At 61.6% G+C, this 16,577-nt stretch carries 17 protein-coding genes; 5 read left to right on the top strand and 12 right to left on the bottom strand.

The genetic code is table 11. The annotated features are described in order from the left end of the window. Window positions 1-4: 4 nt before the first annotated feature. From G473_RS0119980 to G473_RS0119935, 10 genes are all read right to left on the bottom strand, one after another. On the bottom strand, window positions 5-1,942 hold the full coding sequence (locus G473_RS0119980) for an adenylate/guanylate cyclase domain-containing protein (protein WP_084438400.1): 1,938 nt from the start codon (window positions 1,940-1,942) through the stop codon (window positions 5-7). Between the two features lie 51 nt (window positions 1,943-1,993). After that, window positions 1,994-3,463, bottom strand: coding sequence for a M48 family metalloprotease (locus G473_RS28040; protein ID WP_035708440.1), 1,470 nt, complete (start codon window positions 3,461-3,463; stop codon window positions 1,994-1,996). Between the two features lie 155 nt (window positions 3,464-3,618). Beyond that, window positions 3,619-4,362, bottom strand: coding sequence for an amino acid ABC transporter ATP-binding protein (locus tag G473_RS0119970; RefSeq protein WP_029014555.1), 744 nt, complete (start codon window positions 4,360-4,362; stop codon window positions 3,619-3,621). Next, complete coding sequence (locus G473_RS0119965) at window positions 4,355-4,651, bottom strand: type II toxin-antitoxin system RelE/ParE family toxin (RefSeq protein WP_029014554.1); 297 nt, start codon at window positions 4,649-4,651, stop codon at window positions 4,355-4,357. Before G473_RS0119965 ends, G473_RS0119970 begins: the two co-directional genes overlap by 8 nt. Further along, the gene (locus G473_RS28035) at window positions 4,638-4,889 is read right to left on the bottom strand and encodes a type II toxin-antitoxin system ParD family antitoxin (protein WP_035708437.1); all 252 of its coding nucleotides are present in this window, start codon (window positions 4,887-4,889) and stop codon (window positions 4,638-4,640) included. Before G473_RS28035 ends, G473_RS0119965 begins: the two co-directional genes overlap by 14 nt. Before the next feature lie 84 nt (window positions 4,890-4,973). Beyond that, entirely contained in the window at window positions 4,974-6,068 is a 1,095-nt protein-coding gene (locus G473_RS0119955) for an amino acid ABC transporter permease (RefSeq protein ID WP_029014553.1), read from the bottom strand. Between the two features lie 3 nt (window positions 6,069-6,071). Further along, the gene (locus G473_RS0119950; RefSeq protein WP_245580196.1) at window positions 6,072-7,298 is read right to left on the bottom strand and encodes an amino acid ABC transporter permease; all 1,227 of its coding nucleotides are present in this window, start codon (window positions 7,296-7,298) and stop codon (window positions 6,072-6,074) included. 31 nt (window positions 7,299-7,329) lie between these two features. Next, the gene (locus tag G473_RS0119945) at window positions 7,330-8,352 is read right to left on the bottom strand and encodes an amino acid ABC transporter substrate-binding protein (RefSeq protein ID WP_029014551.1); all 1,023 of its coding nucleotides are present in this window, start codon (window positions 8,350-8,352) and stop codon (window positions 7,330-7,332) included. Window positions 8,353-8,474: 122 nt separating this feature from the next. Next, window positions 8,475-8,924 carry a MarR family winged helix-turn-helix transcriptional regulator gene (locus G473_RS28030; RefSeq protein WP_035708434.1) on the bottom strand — a complete coding sequence of 150 codons (450 nt, stop codon included), beginning with the start codon at window positions 8,922-8,924 and terminating at the stop codon, window positions 8,475-8,477. 126 nt (window positions 8,925-9,050) lie between these two features. Beyond that, the gene (locus G473_RS0119935; RefSeq protein ID WP_029014550.1) at window positions 9,051-9,809 is read right to left on the bottom strand and encodes an SDR family oxidoreductase; all 759 of its coding nucleotides are present in this window, start codon (window positions 9,807-9,809) and stop codon (window positions 9,051-9,053) included. A gap of 46 nt (window positions 9,810-9,855) precedes the next feature. Between G473_RS0119935 and maiA the strand changes: the two genes are divergently transcribed. Next, window positions 9,856-10,500, top strand: coding sequence for a maleylacetoacetate isomerase (maiA, locus tag G473_RS0119930; RefSeq protein ID WP_029014549.1), 645 nt, complete (start codon window positions 9,856-9,858; stop codon window positions 10,498-10,500). 47 nt (window positions 10,501-10,547) lie between these two features. Here the strand turns inward: maiA and G473_RS28025 are convergent, their stop codons facing one another. Further along, complete coding sequence (locus G473_RS28025) at window positions 10,548-11,273, bottom strand: proteasome-type protease (protein WP_035708432.1); 726 nt, start codon at window positions 11,271-11,273, stop codon at window positions 10,548-10,550. Between the two features lie 308 nt (window positions 11,274-11,581). On the opposite strand from G473_RS28025, the gene G473_RS0119920 reads away from it, so the two are divergent. From G473_RS0119920 to G473_RS0119905, 4 genes are all read left to right on the top strand, one after another. Continuing rightward, on the top strand, window positions 11,582-12,259 hold the full coding sequence (locus tag G473_RS0119920; RefSeq protein ID WP_051330508.1) for a phasin family protein: 678 nt from the start codon (window positions 11,582-11,584) through the stop codon (window positions 12,257-12,259). Window positions 12,260-12,556: 297 nt separating this feature from the next. Beyond that, complete coding sequence (gene clpS, locus G473_RS0119915; protein WP_029014547.1) at window positions 12,557-12,883, top strand: ATP-dependent Clp protease adapter ClpS; 327 nt, start codon at window positions 12,557-12,559, stop codon at window positions 12,881-12,883. Window positions 12,884-12,889: 6 nt separating this feature from the next. Beyond that, window positions 12,890-15,193 (top strand): ATP-dependent Clp protease ATP-binding subunit ClpA, encoded by a 2,304-nt coding sequence (gene clpA / locus G473_RS0119910; RefSeq protein ID WP_029014546.1) that lies wholly within the window; start codon window positions 12,890-12,892, stop codon window positions 15,191-15,193. Window positions 15,194-15,279: 86 nt separating this feature from the next. Then, the gene (locus G473_RS0119905; protein WP_029014545.1) at window positions 15,280-15,783 is read left to right on the top strand and encodes a GNAT family N-acetyltransferase; all 504 of its coding nucleotides are present in this window, start codon (window positions 15,280-15,282) and stop codon (window positions 15,781-15,783) included. Here the strand turns inward: G473_RS0119905 and G473_RS0119900 are convergent. Further along, window positions 15,780-16,532 (bottom strand): tetratricopeptide repeat protein, encoded by a 753-nt coding sequence (locus tag G473_RS0119900; RefSeq protein WP_029014544.1) that lies wholly within the window; start codon window positions 16,530-16,532, stop codon window positions 15,780-15,782. The genes G473_RS0119905 and G473_RS0119900 overlap by 4 nt on opposite strands. Window positions 16,533-16,577: the final 45 nt, after the last annotated feature.

Genomic DNA, 16,577 nt, shown 5'->3' with positions numbered 1-16,577 from the left:
TTTCTCAATCGATATCCACCACCAGCCGCCAGACATCCACCAGACCTGTGCGACCGCGCAGGGAATAGGTGCCGATGGCGGTCAGCGGCATATCGACAGTGCAGCCGCCGGCGGCGGCGACCGTCTCCCCGCTGGCCAGCACGACATAGCATTCATCACCCATCATGTCGCTGCCGAGGGCTTCCAGCCGTGCGGCCGTATTCACCGTATCGCCGACGATGGTGTAATTGATACGGCTGACTGCACCGATATTGCCGACAATGACCGGCCCGGTATGAACGCCCACCCGCAGGCAGACCGGCAGCCGTCCCAGGGCGCGGGCCTCGTCCCCTTCTTCCGCCACAACGCGGGCGATGGCATGGGCGGCGCGCAGGGCGCGGGCAGCATGGTCGGGCTGGTCCTCGGGCGCGCCCCAGAAGGCCATGACCGCATCCCCGATGAATTTATCCACCGTGCCGCCTTCGGCCTCAATACAGGCGGCAATGCGCGTGAAATGGCGGTTCAGCCAGTCCGCGATCTCTTGCGGTGGCATGGTCTCCGCCAGCGCGGAAAAACCCTTGATGTCAGTGAACATCACGGTCACTTCCCGCTCTTCGGAGATGACGCCACCTTGTTCCCCATCACGCTGGATCAGGCGCAGGACCAGGGATTTCGGCACGTAATTCTCAAACCAGCGCAGGCCGCTGATCATGGTGTTGAATGCCGCCGCTGCGTCGGCAAGTTCCCGGAAGCGGCTGTCGGGCAGGCGCGGGACATTGTGGAAATCCAGATCGCGCAGGGCAACGGCTGTTTTGGCCAGACGGCGGATGCGCCGGCTCATCATCTTGCCCAGGGCCAGGGCCAGCAGGACCGACACGACCAGGATGCCAAAGCCCACGATCAGCAGATGCATGAACCGGCTGATTTCCTGATCGACATCCTCCCCCCGCATGGCAACGACCAGGGTGAAAGGATGCTCGCCATAATCAGGAATGCTTTTCAGCAGATAATAATATTCCTGGCCATTGACCACTGCCTCGCGGAAATCAATGTCAGTGCGGCGGCCAGACCAGACCAGCGTGGTATCGGTCTTCTTTCCGGCGGTCGTATCGCCCTTGCCGGTGCCAAGGCCATCAGGGCCCACCCGCTGCCAGATGCCGGCTGCAATCTGATCGCCCAATTCCGTCATCGTGGGCAGGGGCGGGCGATCCTTTTTGGTGTCGGAAAAGTCGAATTTACGCCCGGCCATGGCCGGGTGGGCCAGCACATACTGATCATCGAACAGGATGAAGGCATTCAGGTCGCTGTCACGCGCCATATCGCCCAGAAACCGTGACAGGCCGGTAAAGCTGACGGCGGAGATCATGACGCCGAGGAACTGGCCTTCCTTGCGGACGGGCGCCTTTACCACCATTACAGTCGCGCCAAGCCCGTCCGCCCAGACCGGATCAATCCAGTGGGCGTCTTTGGTGCCCATGGTCTCCATGATGATTTGTGGTGCCTCGGTCATGTCGCGCATGCTTTGCGCGACGCTGGCGGGACCATCCTGGGCAACGGCGAGGGGATAATGGTCCGGCCGCAGGAACGCCATCCCGCCAATCTGCGGCGTGGTGGAAATGGCACCCTGCATCAGATCCTCAAGCCGGGGATCATCCTCCCAGTCAACCACCCCCCGCGCCAGCAGGTCGGTCAGCTTGTTCACCTGAAGGGCAGCCGGATCAAGCTGGGCGCGGACCCGGGATTCCGCCACGGCCATGGCGAGTTCCGCCTTGTCCAGCAGCAGGGAATAGGTGTTGCGGCCGGAGGTCAGCACGCCCAGCCAGAAAACACTGGCGACGGCGGCCAGCATCAGGCCGCCGAAGCCCAGCATCAGCACCCAGGTGATGGGCAGGCGCATCCGTCTGGACAGGATAGGTCCACACGGGTCCGGGGAGGAGGCAGGCAAGGGCGTGATCTCGGTCATCGTAGGCGCGACGGTACAGGAGGTGCCCTGCTATCGGCAACTGCTGCCCGCTCACCCTTCTGTGACGATCTTGATCAACTGGCCTGCCTGAACCTCCGCGCCCGGCGGGATATTGTTCAGAACGCGGAACCGTTCTTCAGGATAATCAGCATAGGGCATGCGTTTCACGAAATCGGCCACCTTCTCGCCGGCCTTCACCTGCACGACCCGCAGGCGATAGGGCTTGAGGGCGGATTGCTCCGCTGCTGTCAGCTTGCGGAAGCTGGTGGCGGTGGTCTGGAAACCGGCGGAAAGGCTGCCAGACAGGGCGGGCGGGCTGACGAAGAGGAAGCGGTTGAAGCTGTTGGCTCCGGCGCGGATGGCGACCAGCCGCGCATCCATGGCGCCAGCATTGGTATTGAGACGGGTTGCAACGGTGGCAGCCGGCTGACCATCAATGGTCAGGGATTGTATCGCGCCCAGGGACGTATTCGCCGCCCAGACACGGGCAATATAATCCTGCGGCGTCGGGGCGCCCTGACCCGGCTGCTGGTCAAAAATGATCTGCGCCCCCTGCGGGCCCACGCCAACCACAGCCGTATCGCCATTCAGCAACCGGAACCCTTCCGGCACTTCAAAGCGGATATTCAGGCCGGGATGGGCGAAGACGCGGCCGCGCACATAGCCATGTGCCGGGCTGTCGCCATAGATCATGCCGTCGATCGCACGCAGATATTCATTCCGCCCGACTTTCAGGCCGATGCCGCCAGCTTGTGCGGCTGCGCTGGAAGCCTGCTGGGCCCGTTCACCCGTGGGTGGGTGGGTTTGAAGATAGCTGAACTGGTCGGCCTGACCGGGCTTGCCGGCCAGCAATGCTTCCAACTGGGAATGGCGGCCCATGGAGGAGAGGAAACCGGACATTTCCTGCGGGTCATAGCCGGCGGCCGTCATGTAACGGATGCCCAGTCCGTCGGCCTGAAGCTCCTGCCCGCGCCCGAAGCCGGCCAGGGCCAGTTGCGACCCGGATTGGGCAAGCTGCGCCGCCTGCTGTCCCAGCAGCAGGCCGGCCAACAGGCTGCCACCCTGGGCCAGAACGCCCCGGCCATAACGGTCGGCGGAATGGCGGGCCGTGACATGGCCGATTTCGTGTCCGACCACGCCTGCCAACTCCGCCTCGCTATTGGCAAGGGCCATCAAGCCCCGGCTGACATAAACATAGCCGCCGGGCAGGGCGAAGGCGTTGATGATGGGGCTGTCCAGAACGGTAAAGGTATAGCGGGTGCCGGGGATCTCCGTCTTCGCGGCCAGACGCTGGCCCAGATCATCCACATAGGCCTGAAGCTTTGCATCTTCGTACCGACCGCCAAATTCCTTCAGCATTTCCGGATGCTGCTGGGCGCCGATGGCGGCTTCCTGCTCCGGCGGCATCAGGGCCGTGAACTGCCGGTCCCCGGTGACGGGGTTGGTGCTGCAGGCCGACGCCAGCAGGGCAATCAGCGGAAGGGCGGCGAAGCGGGCGGCGCGGCGGCGGGTGAGCGACATCCTGTTCTGGTCCTGGCAGTAACGCGGGATCTTGCCATGATGGCAAAAGGGAACGCAGGCGGCCAAGCCCTCCGAATGGGGGCGGTCGCCTGGCCTAAAGTTGGGCCGCGGTTGGTGGAACATCCACCGACCGGTATGGGAATAGGGGGAGGGGATCAGTGCGCCAGCACTTGCCCCAGGAAGGCGCGGGTCCGCTCATTCTGTGGGTTGTCGAAGAACTCGGCGGGCGCCCCTTGTTCCACAATCTCTCCCCGATCCATGAAAACGACGCGCGATGCCATGCGGCGGGCAAAGCCCATTTCATGGGTAACGACCAGCATCGTCATGCCGGCTTCGGCCAGGTCGGTCATCACGTCCAGCACTTCCTTGACCATTTCCGGGTCCAGCGCGCTGGTCGGCTCGTCGAACAGCATGATGGACGGGTCCATGCACAGCGCCCGCGCGATGGCGACGCGCTGCTGCTGCCCGCCTGAAAGCTGGCCGGGGAATTTATCCGCCTGTTCCGGGATGCGGACACGGGCAAGATATTGCCGGGCCTTGGCCTCGGCTTCCGCGCGGGGCTGCTTTTTCACCCAGATGGGGGCCAGCACGCAATTTTCCAGCACGGTCAGGTGCGGGAACAGGTTGAACTGCTGGAACACCATGCCGACATCGCGGCGGATGGCTTCCACATGTCGGACATCATCATCCAGCGGCACGCCCTTCACCTTGATCTCACCGGCCTGATGTTCCTCCAGCCGGTTGATGCAGCGGATCAGGGTGGATTTGCCGGAGCCGGAAGGACCGCAAATGACGATCCTTTCCCCCTTGGCGACATCCAGATTGACATCACGCAATACATGGAACTCGCCGTACCATTTATTCACGGCGTTCAATTCAATGACGGGGGCATCAGTCATGGGGGAACTCCGCGTCTATATCTTGGGCTGCGTGCAGGATGCGAATGACCAGTATGCCGTCCGCTTGCGGGCGGTAGAAAATCAGATAACGGCCAAGGGGGAATGATCTTACCTGTGCCCCCAGTTTGGTACGCAAACGCCCCATGGCTGGATACCGGGCGCAGGATTCTGCGACGGCGTAGATTTTAGCGACCTGTCCATCAGCGGCGGCTGGATCGTCTTGAGCGATATAAGACCAGAGGCTCCAGATATCTTCCCGAGCCAGCGCTGAGAACTCAAACTTCCCCATTCATGCGCCTCCTGAACCCGGTCAGCATGTCCTCCAAGGCGATCGGCCCGGCGCTGCCGCTGTCCAGCCCTTCCTGAATGTCACGGCGCAGCGCTTCCAGCTTTTCCTGCTGCTGGCGTTCGCGCTGTTCCATCATCCGAAGGGCTTCGCGTACCACTTCCGATGAGGAGGTATAAAGTCCGGTCTCCACCTTGGCGCGGACATAGGCTTCCAACTGCGGGGTCAGGGATACGTTCATGGCAATGGTTCCTGGGATCGGGCTGGGCGCAGTAGACAGCTTGGCATCGCCAAGAGTGATGTCAAGTTTTGCCAAAGTTTGACATCACCGCTTCCGTCCCTGACCCAGCACCGTTTCCAGATGCCGGCTGTAGCGGGAGAGTGCGTAGCAGAACAGGAAATAGATCACGCCCACGAACAGGTAGGCTTCCTTGTAGAAACCGCGCCAGGCCGGGTCGGTCAGGGCTGATTTGGCGGTGGAGAGCAGGTCCAGCAGGCCGATGATGATGACCAGACTGGTATCCTTGAAGATGGCGATGAAGCTATTCACCAGCGGCGGGATCACCAGGGCCAGCGCCTGGGGCAGGATGATCAGCCGCTGGCGCTGCCAATAGCCCAGGCCCAAAGCCTTGGAGGCTTCCACCTGACCGCGCGGGATGGCCTGCAGGCCGCCGCGCACCACCTCTGCCACATAGGCGGCGGAAAACAGGGTGATGCCGATCAGGGCGCGCAGCAGCTTGTCGATCGGCACATCCTGCGGCAGGAACAGCGGCAGCATCACCGACGCCATGAACAGGATGGAGATCAGCGGCACGCCGCGCACCAGCTCGATATAGACCACCGACAGGCCCCGCATCACCGGCAGGTCCGACGTGCGGCCCAGGGCCAGCAGGACGCCCAGCGGGAAGGAAGCGGAAAGCCCCACCACGGAGAGTGCCAGCGTCAGCGGCAGCCCGCCCCACAGGGAGGTGGGCACATAGTCCATGCCCAGGACGCCGCCGAACATCATGCATGCGGCGAAACCCAGACCGCCACCCCAGATGAACAGCAAGGGCCGGCCCCAGGTGCGCCGGTCGGCGCTGATCACCAGGGTGGCGATGGTGGCCAGCATGGCCAGCGTCGGCCGCCATTGCTGATCCTCCGGGAAAGTGCCGAACAGGATGAAGCGCCATTTCTCCGCAATGAAAGACCAGCAGGCCCCGCCAGCGGCCCGGCACGCCGCAGCATCCCCGCCCAGGCTGGCATCCATCAGTGCCCATTGCACCAGACCGGGGATCACCAGCCAGCCGATATAGGCGAAAAGCAGCGTCAGGGCTGTGTTGTACCAGGTGGAAAACAGATTGGCCCTGGCCCAGGCCCACAGGCCCATCCTTGGGCGGATGGGGGGCGGGGAGGCGGGGTGGTTGACGATTTCTGTCATGGCTTACCGCTCCACCAGCGCCACACGGCGATTATACCAGTTCATGAAAGCGGACAGGGCCAGGGAGATGACCAGATAGACAATCATGATCGACAGCACGCCTTCCACGGCCTGACCGGTCTGGTTGATGGCCGTATTGGCCACCGCCACGAAATCCGGATAGCCGATGGCCACGGCCAGACTGCTGTTCTTCGTGAGGTTCAGGAACTGGCTGGTCGTGGGTGGAATGATCACGCGCAAAGCCTGGGGCAGGATCACCAGCCGCATGGCGGTGCTGCGTGACAGGCCCAGGGCCGTCGCCGCCTCCGTCTGCCCCTTGGGCACGGCCAGGATGCCTGACCGCACGATCTCCCCGATGAAAGCGGCGGTATAGAGCGTCAGGCCAAACAGCAAGGCGGCGAATTCGGGGCTCAGCGTCATGCCGCCCCTGAAATTGAAGCCTTGCAGCACCGGCACATCCATGGCCCCACCACCGGACAGTGCCAGGAATGCCAGCGGCAGTCCCAGGATCAGGCCCAGCCCGATGGGCGTCATCGGCAGCCTTTGGCCGGTGGACAACTGGCGCTTCCGGTTCCAGGCCGAGATGGCCAATGTGGCCAGTACACCAACGGCGAACAGAACGGCGACCCAGGCCCAGACGGGATCATCCGCCGGTGCGGGGAATTTCAGCCCCCGATTGGACAGGAAAATATCGACACCGGGGATCAGTGGTTCGGCCTGGCGTGGACCGGGCAGCCCCTCAGTCAGCAGGGCATACCAGATGAAAAGCTGCAAAAGCAGCGGGACGTTCCGCACAGCTTCCACATAGGTGGCGGCAAAGCGCGCCACCAGCCAATTGCTTGAAAGCCGTGCCATACCCAGCAGCACGCCCAGTATCGTAGCCAGCACGATGCCAACACCGGATACTTTCAGCGTGTTCAGCAGCCCGACGATGAAGATGTCGCCGTAGCTGTCACGGGGGCCGGTGGCGATCAGCGATTCCCCGATCTGGACACCTGATTCCCGATCCAGGAAGCCGAAGCCCGAGGCGATCGACAGGCGGGCCAGATTGGCCATGGTATTGCCGGCCAGATACCAGCCGGCCAATATCACCACCAGCCCAAGCCCGATCTGCCACAAGATGGCGCGGATTGTCGGATTATTGAGGGAGAGTGTCAGGTGCCGGGCGCGTGGCGCGCCCGGCTTGTTCACGGTCTTGTCAGACAATTGCATACGCGGATCATCCGTCATCGGGCACCCCGGTGCTGGAGGGGATGGCCGCTCAGCGGATCGGGGGAGCGTACATCAGGCCGCCATTGGTCCAGAGCGCATTCAGGCCCCGGTCCAGCTTCAGGGGCGAGCCCTTGCCGACATTCCGATTGAAGATTTCACCATAATTGCCGACAGCCTTAATGGCGCGGTAGGCCCATTGCTTATCCAGGCCCAGTAAGGGCCCCATATCGCCTTGCACGCCCAGAAGGCGCTGGACCACCGGGTCGGCGTCTTTCAGCTTTTCATCGACATTGGCGGCGGTGATGCCCTTTTCCTCCGCCTCGATCAGGGCATAGATGGTCCAGGTGACAATATCGCGCCACTGGTCATCGCCATGGCGCACCACAGGGCCCAGCGGTTCCTTGGACAGGACTTCCGGCAGGATCAGGTGATCATCGGGCTTGGGCGCCACGGTGGCGCGGGTGCCGGCCAAAGCAGAGATATCGGCCGTCATCACATCGCAGCGACCGGCAAAATAGGCGGCATTCACCTCGTCCAGCGCTTCAATCACGACGGGCTTGAAGCTGAGATTATGGGTGCGGAACCAGTCAGACAGGTTCAGTTCCGTGGTGGTACCCATCTGTACGCAGACAGTCGCGCCGTCCAGTTGCTTGGCGCTGGTCACGCCCAGCGACTTCGGCACCATCAGCCCCTGGCCATCAAAATAGGTGGTGGGCGCGAAATTCAGCCCCTGGGCATCGCGGGTCAATGTCCAGGTGGTGTTGCGGGCCAGCAGGTCGATCTCGCCTGTCTGCACGGCGGTCAGGCGCTGTTGCGCCGATAGCGGGGTGAAGCGGATTTTGTTGGCATCGCCCAGCACAGCCGCGGCCACGGCGCGGCAGGTGTCGGCGTCAAGCCCCGTCCATTTGCCCTGGCTGTCGGGGTTGCTGAAACCCGGCAATCCGGCATTCACGCCGCAGAAAAGCTGACCACGCCCCTTGATGGCGTCCAGCGTCGGACCAGCCTGGGCGGTCCCGGTGATGGCGGTCAGGCAAGTCACGGCCAGTGCCGCGCCCCAAAGGCGAAGTTGCATTGCTGATCCCCTGTTTGCAGGGCGGTCCCCGTTGCCGCCGCCCTTTTGCTGTCAAACAGTTAATATTCAATGCCGGGTTCGCACAACCCCTGTCTGGGTGACAATCGCGACAAAACTTTCCTTTATCGAACGGAATTGCCGTCCATCGTGTCCAATTGCGATTCCAGCCGGTCGGCCAGGGCTTTGAAGGTGGATAATTCCTCCGGCGCCAGCCCTTCCAGCCATTGGCGCTGCCATTCCTGCGCCACCACCGTGATCTTGTCATAGAGCGTGCGGCCGGCCGGCGTGAAGGAGAGGCGCAACAGACGCTGGTCGCCCGGATGCACCTCGCGCGCCACATAGCCCATGCCGACCAGGGCGGTCACCGCCCGGCTGACCTTGGCCTTGTCCATATGCGAGCGCTCAACGATATCGTTGGAGGAAAGCGGCTGTTCGCGACCCAATGTCGCCATGACCCGCCATTCCGGAATGGCGATGCCGAATTGGGCCTGATACCGTTTTTCCAGTTCACGGCTGACCCGGCGGGCCAGCACGTTGAGGCGGTAGGGCAGGAAATCGTCAAGGTCTATCATCTTGTCACCCTGGCGCGTCGGCGCGACTGGCTGGCACCCATATAACTGGGGTTCTGTAACGGTTCCGTTGGCCGGCGTCCAACGCTGGATTCTCTCATTATATATGACATGACGGATGGGGTGGACTCAAAGCCCGCGCAGGCCGCCACTGGCGCGGATCACTTCTCCGGTCACCCAGGCTGCGTTCGGGCCGCATAGCCAGGCGACAATGGCAGCGATATCTGCCGGCTCGCCAATCCGGCCGAGGGCGGTGCGGGTGGTTATCTCCGCCGCGCGCCCGGCATCGCCGGTCTTGAAACGGTCGGTCGCGGTCACGCCGGGGGCGACCGTATTGATAGTGATGCCTTTTGGCCCCAGTTCCTGTGCCAGAACGGCGGTCATGGCATCGACAGCACCCTTGGAGGCGGCATAGACAGCCCGCAAGGGGACAGGCATGGAGGTGATGACGCTGCCAATATTGACGATGCGTCCACCTGGCAGCATGTGCCGCGCCGCTTCCCGCGCCAGCAGCAGGGGGGACGCCGTGTTGACGGCCAGAACCTCCAGCAGTTCCGCAGGCGTAATATCGGCAATGGGGGTGAAACGCCCCGTGCCAGCATTGTTCACCAGGATCGCGGGCACCCCTATTTTCTCACGTACCTGGCTGAAAAGCGCCACCGCGCCTTCCGCCTCGGCAATCACGGCCAGATCGGCCTGGAAGGTGAGCGCCTGGACGCCGTGGCGGGTGCAAAGCGCCGCGATTTCCGTGGCCTCTGCCGCGTGCTGACCGTAATGGAGCGCGATATCGGCGCCATCCTGCGCCAGCCGTTCCGCAATGGCGGCACCGATCCCGCGCGATGCCCCCGTCACCAGGGCGAGCTTGCCGTGAAGCGGCCGATCCCTCACCTTACCTTCTCCATCCTTCATGCCACTGCCGGGTCATAGCATAGCCATGCGCCTCTATACCTATTTCCGTTCGTCCGCTGCTTATCGGGTCCGTATCGGCTTGGCCCTGAAGGGACTGGACTATGAATCGGTGCCCGTGCATCTGGTCCGTGATGGCGGTGGGCAGTTCAAACCGGATTTTCTCGCGGTCAATCCGCAAGGCCTGTTGCCGGCGCTTCTAACGGACGAGGGGGCTGTTCTCACCCAATCGCTGGCGATTCTGGAATATCTGGAAGAGATATGCCCGCCGCCGGCAGCGGCGCTGCTGCCGGCTGATCCGCTGTCGCGGGCGCGGGTGCGGGCGTTGGCACAGATTGTCGCCTGTGACATTCACCCCATCAATAACCAGTCGGTGGGCAAGTATTTGCGCGGCGAGCTTGGGGCGGATGAAGCGGCGGTGGGCGCCTGGATGCGCCATTGGATGGCGCGCGGCTTTACCGCCATGGAGAAGCTGGTCGATTCGCAGAGCGATTACTGTGTCGGCAGCCATCCCACCCTGGCCGATATCTGTCTGGTGCCGCAGATGTTCAATGCCCGCCGGTTTGGCCTGGATTTGGCGCCATTCCCCCGGCTGGTGGCAATTGACGAGACCTGCCAGGCTTTGCCCGCTTTCCAGGCGGCGGCCCCGGCCAGCCAGCCGGATGCGGAATGACAGGTGAGGGCGCCCGGCCGGGGAACCTTCCCCTGCCGGGCGCGGCCTTATCGTGGCAAGAGCGTTTCCAGCCAGGGGCCGTCGGGCAGCTTGTCGGCCAGTTCGGTGATATGGCGGTTCCACCAATGGCGCTGCTCGACCAGATCATCATAATCGAACTGGTCTTCCCGCCATTTCCGGTCAACCGGGTGATAGGTCACCAGATCAATCGGATATCCCACATCGGCGGAGCTGTAGCGGCTGCTGTCAAAGGACAGATAGGCCAGCTTCAACGCCGCCTTCATGCTGGTATCCGGCTTCAGCGCACGGTCCAGGATCGGCTTGCCGTAAGCGGTTGCGCCGATGGAAAGGTAGGGCGTGCGCTCATCCACTTCGATCCAGTTGCCTTCCGGATAGACGAGGAACATGGTCGGTTCCGCGTCATCGGATAATTGCCCGCCAATGATGGCATGCAGGTTGAAAGTCAGCTTGGACGCCTCCAGCGCCTCCTTATCTTCCTTGGCCACGATACGCAGGCAGCGGGCGAAGGCGTTCGCCACCTCCATCATGCTGGAAAAGGGCTTCCCCTGTGCGTTGGCCATGTCACGGCGCAGATAGGCCAGCGTCTTGTCGCGTACACTCCGCAGGCCGGAGGTCATGACGAAGAAATTCTCCCTGCCATTGGCAAGAAGGGTGACCTTGCGGGCGGCTGTTACCTGGGTGCCGGCCGTGATGCGGCCGTCGGACAGGGCAATCAGCCCTTCCTTGATCTTGATCCCGAGACAATAGGTCATGGTGCGCCGTCGCTGTTGGTCTGCTGCCTTTGGTGGCAGTGCATCCTGTCATGGTCCGGGCAGTGTGGCAAAGAACCTTGTTGCTGAATGGTTTGGTCATTTACGTGTGTTTGGGTAGCCAATGCACAATCCTGACTATTGTTGCGCTGCACAAAAAGGGCTTGACGGCATTCCCATCGTTTCGATATAAGATGTCAATGCTGCGGTGCAGCAGGCCCATCCCTGTCCGGACGGGGTTGGAAGCGGCAACCGGGCAATGGGGCTGCATTTATGCGGACCAGTGCCTATTGAGCGCAGAGGAGAAACATATGGTTACCCGCACGCCCAAGAGCGCTGCCACCAAGGCAGCAGCCGTTCCGGCGGTGGAGGAGGTGGCGAAAGCCGCTGTGCCGACACCTGCCGACCCCGTTCCGCCCGCCGTGGAAGCTGCAACCGAGATGGTTGTGGAGAAGGTGGAGCAGGTGAAGCAATCCGCGTCCAAATCCACGGCCAAGGTCGCCGCCGCTACGGCGGAGACTGTTGATGCCGCCGCCAGCGTGTCGAAGGCGGCAACCGATCCGATGAACCGGAATCTTGAACAGGCTGTCGCCTACACGAAGGAAAAGGTGGAGAAAATGAATAAGCAGGTTTTCACGGCGTTCGACGATGTCGCGACCTTCCATAAGGATAATGTGGAGGCCTTCGTGACCTCCTCGACCATCCTGGCCAAGGGCCTGGAATCGGTCTCCAAGGAATTGCTGTCCTTCCATCAGAGCCAGTATGAAAATGGCGTCAGCGTTGCCAAGGCGCTGGGTGGTGTGAAGTCGCTGAAGGAACTGGTCGATCTGCAGGCCGCTTTCGCCAAGGCCAGCTTCGATGCCTTCCTGGCCGAAGCCACCAAGGTGTCCGAGTCCGGCATGAAGATCGTCAACGAAGCGTCCGAACCGCTGACCGCCCGCGTCAATGCGACGGTGGAGAAGCTGTCCAAGGTGAAGGCCGCTGCCTGACGTGATGCCTTGAAGGTGCCATGAACTTCCCCCAGCCTGATGGTTGGTGACGGCATGGGCCAGGGCCCGGCGGCAGATGTCGCCGGGCCTTTTTCATTGCCGGTACGGGACCTTACGCCTGGTTCGCTGCGTTATTACGGCATGCCATGGCAATCTGTGCGTACCAGTTGGATTTCAAGGGGTAAAAAGATTTCGGGAAAGCAGGTCCGGGGCGCATTTCCGCCCTTCCAACGGGCCCGGATCATTTCATATGATTGTGTCAGGACATCGGGGGATTTTAAGTGATTGTTGAGAGCCATGGCTGATCATGACAAGCACGGGAATGAGGGGACCGTGACGGGCGTGGTCGTAAAGGCCAAGCCCAAGACGAAAAAGCCCTCGATGTACAAGGTGTTGATGCTGAATGACGACTACACGCCGATGGAGTTCGTCGTCGATGTTCTGGAACGGTTCTTCCACAAGAACCGGGACGAGGCGACACGGATCATGCTCCATGTCCACCGGCGCGGTGTCGGCGTTTGCGGCGTGTTCACATATGAAGTGGCGGAAACCAAGGTAACCCAGGTCATGGATTTCGCCCGCCAGCACCAGCATCCTCTGCAATGTACACTGGAGAAGGATTAGCGCCTCATGCTGTCGCGTAATCTCGAACAGACGCTGCACCGGGCCCTCGCCAACGCCAACCAGCGGCGTCACGAGTACGCAACCCTGGAACATCTCCTGCTGGCATTGACCGAAGATCAGGACTCGCTGGCGGTGTTGCGGGCCTGCGGCGTCGATGTCGCCAAGCTCCGCGCGGAGCTGATCGAATATCTGGATAGCGAGTTGGCCAATCTGGTGACCAGCCGCACCGATGATGCCAAGCCGACAGCCGGCTTCCAGCGCGTTTTGCAACGCGCCGCCATTCATGTGCAAAGCTCCGGTCGGGAGGAAGTGACGGGCGCCAATGTGCTGGTCGCCCTCTTCTCCGAACGGGAGAGCCACGCCGTCTATTTCCTGCAGGAGCAGGAAATGACGCGCTTCGATGCGGTCAATTATATCTCTCACGGCATCGCCAAGGCCCCCGGTCGCGCTGAAACCAAGCGTGTATCCGGCGCCGACGATGACGCCCAGGCGGAGAAGGTCGTGAAGAAAGGCACCGAAGCGCTTGAAGCCTATTGCGTCAACCTGAACAAGAAGGCAGCCAGCGGCAAGATCGACCCGCTGATCGGCCGGGAGCAGGAGGTGGAGCGGACGATCCAGATCCTCTGCCGCCGCTCCAAAAACAACCCGCTTTATGTCGGGGATCCCGGCGTGGGCAAGACCGCCATCGCCGAAGGGCTGGCGCGTCGCATTGTCCATGGCGAAGTGCCGGACGTGCTGAAAAATGCCGTCATCTTCGGGCTGGACATGGGCTCTCTGCTGGCTGGTACCCGCTACCGCGGCGATTTCGAAGAGCGGTTGAAGGCCGTTGTCACTGAACTGGAGGCGCTGGAAGGCTCCATCCTGTTCATCGACGAAATCCACACCGTCATCGGTGCCGGCGCCACCAGCGGCGGCGCCATGGATGCCAGCAACCTGCTGAAGCCGGCTTTGGCTTCCGGTGCGCTGCGCTGCATCGGCAGTACCACCTATAAGGAATATCGCTCTTACTTTGAGAAGGACCGCGCCCTGGTGCGGCGCTTCCAGAAGATCGACGTGAATGAGCCGTCGATCGAGGACGCGATCAAGATCCTGGAAGGGATCAAGACCTACTATGAGAGCTATCACAAGATCCGCTACACCAAGGACGCCATCCGCTCTGCGGTGGAACTGTCGGCAAAATATATCGGTGACCGCAAGCTGCCCGATAAAGCCATCGATGTGATCGACGAGGTGGGGGCGGCCCAGGCGCTGATCCCGGAAAGCCGGCGCAAGAAGACCATCACCCAGAAGGATGTGGAAGCGGTAGTGGCCAAGATCGCCCGCATCCCGCCGAAATCCGTCAGCCGTGATGACAAGGAAACTTTGCTGAACCTGGAACGGGACCTGAAGACCATGGTCTTCGGCCAGAACCAGGCCATCGAGGCGCTGGTTTCTGCCATCAAGCTGGCCCGCGCCGGCCTGCGCGAGCCGGAAAAGCCTATTGGCAACTACCTGTTCTCCGGCCCCACCGGCGTCGGCAAGACGGAAGTGGCCAAGCAGCTTTCCCGTACGCTGGGGATTGAGCTGGTTCGCTTCGACATGTCGGAATATATGGAGCGCCACACGATCAGCCGCCTGATCGGCGCGCCGCCGGGCTATGTCGGCTTCGACCAGGGTGGTTTGCTGACGGACGCTATCGACCAGCATCCGCATTGCGTGCTGTTGCTGGACGAGATCGAGAAGGCCCATCCTGACCTGTACAATATCCTTCTGCAGGTCATGGATCATGGCAAGCTGACGGACCATAACGGCAAGATCGTCGATTTCCGCAACGTCATCCTGATCATGACCACCAATGCCGGCGCTGCGGACATGGCCAAGCCCGCTATCGGTTTCGGTCGCGAAGCGCGGGTGGGTGAGGATAAGGAAGCGATTACCAAGGCGTTTTCGCCGGAATTCCGCAACCGTCTGGATGCGATCATCCCCTTCGCCAATCTGGGTGCAGAGACGGTGACCCGGGTGGTGGACAAGTTTGTGATGGAGTTGGAAGCCCAGCTTACCGACCGGGGCGTCACCATCGACCTTTCCGACGATGCCCGCGAATGGCTGGCCAAGAAGGGTTACGATCCTGTCATGGGCGCGCGTCCGCTGTCCCGCACCATCCAGGAACATGTGAAAAAGCCGTTGGCAGAGGAGTTGCTGTTCGGTCGTCTGTCAAAGGGCGGTGCTGTCCGCGTGGTCCTGAACAAGGACGGCGATGGCCTCAGCTTCGATTATGCGGAGCCAAAAGGCGGCAAGCGGGAAAACAAGGTGGAAGAGTTGGTGGATTGATGATCTGCCCGCTTTCTTCCTGATGAAGACAGGCCCGCCGGTTGATCCGGCGGGCCTTTATTTTGTCTGACGAGTGAATGGATGTGATGACCGGTTTTATCATCCGCCGCGCTACCACCGCCGATGCTCCTGCCATCTGGCGCATTATCGGGCCCACCATCCGGGCGGGGGAAACCTATGCGCTGGCCCCGGATATGGGGGAGGGGGAGGCTGTGGCCTATTGGCTTGGGCCAGATAAGGAAACCTTTGTCGCCGTTGCAGAAGATGGGCAGGTGCTGGGCACTTATTATATCCGCCCCAATCAGGCGGGGGGCGGGCGACATATCTGTAATTGCGGCTACATGACGGATGCCGCCGCCACTGGGCGTGGGATAGCTAGGGCGATGTGTCTGCACTCGCTGGACCACGCGAAGACGCGCGGCTATCGCGGCATGCAGTTCAATTTCGTGGTCAGCAGCAATGTGCGTGCGGTGACCCTTTGGCAGGCGTTGGGTTTCAGCATTATCGGACGCTTGCCACTGGCCTTCCAGCATCCCCGCCTGGGTTATGTCGATGCGCTGGTGATGTTCCAGCCGCTTGCAAAGGATTAAGTAACTTCACCGCGCGCAACATTCTTCTTTGCCAGATCCAGCCATTCCTTCTGCCGGGAGCGAACATGGCCTGGGGCACGGGACAGGCGGTGTTGTACGTCCTTAAAAAGAATTTGTGCCTCTGTATGGCGGCCCATGCGCTCCAGCAACAGGGCCAGCCGACACAATGGCTCCACTCCCGGATAATACTCTGCCAGCGCACGATATTCGGTTGCTGCTTCTTCCCGACGATCTAACTCGTCCAGGGCTCGGGCATAGGTCAGGTGCCCCTCGGCGGATTGGTAATCAGGATGAGCATTTCGCAGATGCGTCAGGCTCTCTAACGCCGCAGCGGGCTTTCCGCTGCCTAATTGTGCTTCGGCCAGACCCAGTAGAATATCCGGATCATCAGCATGCAGCCCGCTTAACATTCCGGAGAAATGTTTCTCGGCTTCCGCAAATTCGTTCGCTGCCAGCAGGGTTTGTGCCAGTTTCAGGCGGTTTTGTACGCTGGGTACATCTATCAACCGTTCGCGCGCTTCCCGTACATCCCGACCTGGATCCACAGTGCGGATCAAGTTTTTCGTCACCTTGCGGGCGCGGGAACTGTTGCGCAGGGAGGGCAGATAAATGGCCAGGGCATAGACCACGCTGCCCAGAAAGGGAAACACCAGCAGAATGAACAGCCAATACACTTCCTGCCCCGTGCGTATCACATGCACGGCGAAGAAAATGGCAATAGCGATAGAGAGCAGGAATATCAGAGGCATAGGAATTTATCCGGGAAGAATGCACGCCAATCTGACACAGTACCT

It is taken from the genome of Niveispirillum irakense DSM 11586, from assembly GCF_000429645.1.
Taxonomy (GTDB): domain Bacteria; phylum Pseudomonadota; class Alphaproteobacteria; order Azospirillales; family Azospirillaceae; genus Niveispirillum; species Niveispirillum irakense.
Note: the sequence above shows the minus strand (reverse complement) of the source record. Positions and strands in the feature narration are given on the sequence as shown.